The following is a 5,847-nucleotide window of genomic DNA, read 5'->3' on the forward strand; positions in this document are numbered from 1 at the left end:
CATCGTTTCCTTATATGCAATTTGCATTTTCGGAATCGGCGTGTTTACACCCGAACTATTTGGTTCAAAAAAAGCTTAATTCATTGGCATTGGACTAAAGTCTCCGATTCCAAATGAGTTTTGCAAGAAGTCTAATAGCATATAAATTATGCCTACACTCGTAGGCGAGTCAACTACTTACAGTTGACTCATATAATTATTCTATTAAAAAATATGACTAATCCCCACTATAACTCTCAATACTAGGACTAGGAGCCGTAGCATACCCCGTACTCAACCCTGAACTAATTCCCCCTGATGATTCATAGATATTCTGACCACCAACATTACCAATTCCTATAACTCCTGCTCTCCATCTTTCAAAAAATGATTTGGTATCAAGCTCTAGTATGGTTGAACTACAGATAGCCAACATATCTGTTTTAGTTTTACCTGATTGCTTCATACAAGCATCATATTTATCACTGCTTGTTGCTCTATCTCTTGCTTCACGATGTAAAATCTTATAAATATCAAATCCATCACCATCCAAGAAAGGATAGGCTGTTTTTACACTTCCATTAGCCTCATAGTATTTAGAGTTATTGGTTTTAAAATCATCTAAGTAGTTCACATCAATCCATTTAGCCAATTGATGAAACATCAACAACCGTCCAAAGTTACCACCATCTGCCCACGGTTGCCCTTTGGCTAAGATAATTCCCACACTAGCAATACTTCCTGTGGTTCTAAGTGGTTGACTAAATCGTTTCTGTTGATGCAGACACATCACATTGTTAGCAACTTCTGTTGCTCCTGCTATGCCCAACCATGACTCTACCATATTGTGACCCATCTCATGCCATAGTAAAAAGCTTGATGTCGCATCTTGAGGGAATGCTGTACTGCTTGGATTCCACTGCATAACCATCATCGGATACCCTGAATGTCCAGCACCTATGCTAATATGCGGGTCAAACACCTCTCTGTTTTTATGAGCCATTTTTTTATTATTAGAACAACTTGGTGGAGTGTGTTCGGTAAAGGTATCACCACAAATTCTATCATATCCATAGAAGTCATAAGCATTTTGTGTCATAGTATCAAACTCGGTGGCTACTCTTGTAACATCAGCAAAACTTAGTGATGCGATATTGGCTTTAGCCACGGTAAGAATATAGTGTTTTGACTCCAATTCAGCTTTGGGTGCAGGTGAATTTTTGATTGTATCCCATTGGTCAGATGTGGTTTCACCAAGAACAAATCTAACAACTTTTTGTACTCCATCAAATGATACTATAGCCGTATCATTTTCAGCTTTGGTACTGTCAAATGATTTCAGAAAAATCAACCCTCCATAAGGGTGTTGTACTGTAATTGTCTTGGTAGCACTGCCACCACTTATAAACTTATACTTTTTCACATATTTTGGTGGTCGTTTTAAGTTAATCTCATGTCTAAAGATACCACCCACATTATCACCTAGACCTATTTGTAGTTGCATTTTTGTCTCATCTGCATTAGCAGGTAGGGTTACAGTTATATCTGTATGAGCAGGTGCATAGAGTCCTGTTGATTGCATATTCCCTGCGTACCACTTTTGATGCGTTGTGTTTCGTTTGAGATATATAGTAGCACTCTCACTCCCCCCTGTTGATTCAGTCTGTCCAGGGAATTGAGATGGGTCATACTTTAGACTTGTATCATAAAAAGCTCTCTCTACCATCACTCTGGTGACGGGTTTTCGTCTAAAGTCAAGCACATCTTTAGTGGCAAAGCTAAATCCTGGATAGAACTCACCACTGCCATTAACAAATGCTCCACCTGCTTTATATTTTGCCATTAAATCATTGAGCGACTGAAACTTCTCACCTGTAAAAACGGCATCATTCAGAAGCAGAGCCGACATATTGGTATATTCACGGTTTAAATCTACTTCTGAGAGTAGATTTGTTTTGAGTTCATGAGATAGCAGCGTATTCATGCTTCCACCCACATCACCTTGGGCTTGGACGAAGTTTAAATCAATTGGATATTTGGCATATCTATCATATTGGTCTTGCTGAATAATACCATCACCTTTGACCAATTGAGTTTGTACTGCTGATTTATTTCCATCTGCTAACTCTACTTCAACGGTTCCACAATCAGAAGTAGTTAAAGTTGGTGTAGTTTGATTTCCTTCAATAAAAATTTTTCTCTCTCTGTCTTTCAATACCTCTTCAAGATATGAGATATTACTCTTTAATATTAATCTATCTTTTAAATCTTGTAGAGTTGATGGAATATTACTATAATCATCCATACCTAGTCGTCGTTGCAAATCAGTATGACCAATATAATCTACCAGACACATATCATATTGATGTACACCACCTGGTTCATTTTTATTGGGGAGTAGTTTTACATCTCCTTTATTATTGGCAAAAAATGAAGTTACCCCTGCTAGTTTCATAATCTCATTGGATGCTGTCTCTGTTACTCCTAGTGAGTCTGCAAAGCGTGGAGACTCCATTATCAAAACCCCTCCACCTGCACGGATATACTCCACAATCAAATTAACTTCATCCATTTGCGTTTTTCTTACCGTTCCATCAAGCTCTTCACCTGGTTTACTGTAAGCTTTAAATGCTGTTCTCATCTGAAAATCTTCTAAAATAACCAATGGATAGGTAGCAGGATTTAATAGACCATCTGTACTTGCCTCTTTCCAAGTGGGAACATATTTGGGATTCTCATCAGTTGCAATATTAAAACTGCTATGCATCTTAAACTCAACAAAGTTATAGCTATTCATATAGGCTTTCACAAAAGAGGCTTTGTTTTTATTGGAGAGTACTTTGATGGCTTCACCATTTTTTGAGTATCTGTTATTACTGTTCTCATTCTGTTCGGTTAACCATGCAAGAGTATTTTGAAAAAAGTTCTCCATATCTGCTGAATCTGGAGACAAAGTTTTATTGTTGTTATTTGCATTGTCTGAATAGTTTCTAGGATTTACCAAAATAGAGTCATAGAGATGACTCCCCATCATCAAAACTCTACCTTTTCCAATCGTTCCTGCTGCGACTATTGGGGCGTGATAGGTTGCTGTTTTTTCATCACCCAAGGTGATGCTATTGTCACTATAGTAACTCTTAACCGATTCAGGTGGTCGTACAGGTCTGTATCTTGGAAGTGTTTTATTGGCATAATCAATAGGATAATCGGTATATTTAGGATCTTTATCACTTCGTGCAGAAAATACTGGAAATCCATTTTGACCTGTTACTAGCGTGGTATAAGTATCTGTACTACCCCACATACTAAACTGCATTCTAAAGATATGAAACTCACGAACCCCATTGAAAATCTTCTCTAACTGTGCATCTACATCACTAGCCACACTAGCTGATTTTAAACCATCAGTATCAATATCTACACTGCTATCCATTCCTGCAAAGAGCAGTGAAGTGGTAGCCAATGACGCTACGATACCTAATTTTATAATATTTTTTTTCATCATTAAACCCTTAACCTATCAATCTCATCTAAAATCTCTTTACCCATCTCAAAATCTTCAAATTGAGCTCCAAACTCATCAGCTCCTGCTGGGATACTAAGTTCAGCATTGGCTTTTCCATCTTGAAGATTAAGGTCAATCTGTGAACGATACTTCTCCAAAGACTCCCTAACCGCTTTGTCTATAGTTACTTTGCTATCATCAGCAACGGCATCAAATGCATTAAGCAATCTTATAATATTTCTAGGTTTTGGATGGTTAAATGAGGTTGATGGAACCAAGTCAGCAGGTGTTACAATTGCTTTAGCCTCTGTAATCCCCAATTCAAGTTGATAGATATAGAACTTTACTTTTTTGCCCTCCTCATACTTAAATTCACCCGTAGCTGTGGTTCGTCCAAACTGATTTCCACTCCGATACTCCAAGCCTTCGACAACACCACCAACCGTTTTAAAAGTACCTGTTAATATCTCAATCTCTTTTCTTGTTGCAGTCACTATACTCCCTGTATCAAATCTCTTTGTAGTAAAGTTATTGTCTCTTACTGCCACCAAATGAGCTTTGGCATCGTCTGTATCTACAAGCCCTCTATGCTCTCCAAAATGGGTAGCTAAATCATTAAAAAGATTATAAATATCACTATTGTTATGAAATGTCTCTACCTCCACATCAAAATCTATCTTCTCTTTTAATCCTAGTAGTGCAATAGACTCTTTTGAGCGACTATCTATGGTAATTCCATTAGAGACATCTTTATCAACATCAAGTGATTGTAAAAGTTTACCCATATTGAGTACTTTTTGACTATTTTCATCTTGGGAACCTGCCACATCAAAAATAGTAACTATCTTTCTTTCACTATTGTACGGGTCTGTTTTTACCACGGCACTCCCCAAAGATATGCCACTACTCTCTTCACCTATATAAAAATTCACCTCTGAATCTTTTTCATATTTAAACATACCGTTACTATCGGTATATCCACTATAACTACCAGATACATATCTAACGCCTTCAACCTTACTATCTATAAAAAAGCCATTGTTGGTTGTATTGCTAGTATTTATCTCTACGATATTTGGGATAGTGGTATTGCTCTCATTTTTAGCCTCATCACTTACAATAATCTTTATACTATATATACCCTCATCGAGTGTACTAATCAAATTATCAGACAGACTCCAACTTCCATCTCTATCGTTAGTAGCACTATAAGTCTCGTTGTCAATCTCTATTGAAACCGTATAATTTATCGTATTACTATCACTACTTCCTGTAGGTAAATTACCACCAAGAGCAGGAGTGGTATCATCTGTTATGAGTCTGGTCATGGTTGCATTGGTCGCAGGGGCAGTTGCGTCCTTGGTTATACGAAGATTCAATGCATAACTCTCATTATTGCTACTGTCTTTGATTGTAATGTTGAAATCCCTAAATCCATCAGCTCCTGATGTATCTAGTGAGATAATCAATGTTCCATTGCTATCTAATTCCCCTCGTGTAGTACTATTAACAAAAAGAGTTGCTCCTACCTCTCCATTAACTTCTACTTGAACACTCTCTTGATTGGTTATAGTTGGTGTAGATGTTAGAGTTGGTTTTGTTGGTGGAGTGGTATCTTTGATATTAGTGTTAGAACCAGTTGTTGTTGTATTTGAAGAGCTACTGTTCGACTCCTCTGTAGGTGCATCTGAAGAGCTACTACTATTGGTCTCTGGCGTATTTGCCTCTTCACTACTACTATCTGTCTGATTATCCTCAATAGGAGTATTCTCTCTAAGATGCTCCTCTGCCTCCTTTAGCGTTACAGGCTCTATACCACTCGCTCTTAAAAGCTCTTCAACTTCTGCTTGGCTCATCTGGCTAAGATTTTTTGTACTATCAATCTGTAGATTATCAGGAATGGTAATAGCAATTGAAATATCCCCATCATCATCTAGTGACTGTAAAAAAGATGCTATCTTAAGCACCTCTGGATGGGTAAAGTCATCTCTAGCAACTCCTGCTAAATCTTGTGGATAGACTTTGCCATCATCCGTCATCTGATGAAGTCTACCAACCTCTATATCTCCTACCATAAAAATAACAGGAAGTTCATTACACTCAAACTTTCCGTCAGTTCCAGTCTTTGCAGTTGCTCCTCCACATTGATAGCTCAGATTAGCTACAGGAGAGTCTATTAGATACCCTACTATCTTACTATTTTCCTCTTTACTAGAAGATGAACTTCCACCACATGCGGTAAATAGTATCATTACTATAAAAGTAAAGATATATTTAAATATAACCTTTTTTTGCATTTCCTCATCCTTGTATGTCTTTAAACTTTATTGTAGAGTAAAAAAATGATAAATAAATGATTAATA

The 5,847-nt window shown here is 37.2% G+C and carries 2 protein-coding genes; both read right to left on the reverse strand.

The window, feature by feature from the left end; all coding sequences use genetic code 11:
• Window positions 1–217: 217 nt before the first annotated feature.
• Window positions 218–3,481: a DUF4092 domain-containing protein gene (locus GSY74_RS05900; RefSeq protein ID WP_164664175.1), complete on the reverse strand. Its 3,264-nt coding sequence runs from the start codon at window positions 3,479–3,481 to the stop codon at window positions 218–220.
• A gap of 2 nt (window positions 3,482–3,483) precedes the next feature.
• Window positions 3,484–5,781 (reverse strand): Ig-like domain-containing protein, encoded by a 2,298-nt coding sequence (locus GSY74_RS05905; protein WP_164664176.1) that lies wholly within the window; start codon window positions 5,779–5,781, stop codon window positions 3,484–3,486.
• Window positions 5,782–5,847: the final 66 nt, after the last annotated feature.

This window comes from Sulfurovum sp. bin170 (assembly GCF_010892395.1).
Lineage (GTDB): Bacteria > Campylobacterota > Campylobacteria > Campylobacterales > Sulfurovaceae > UBA1140.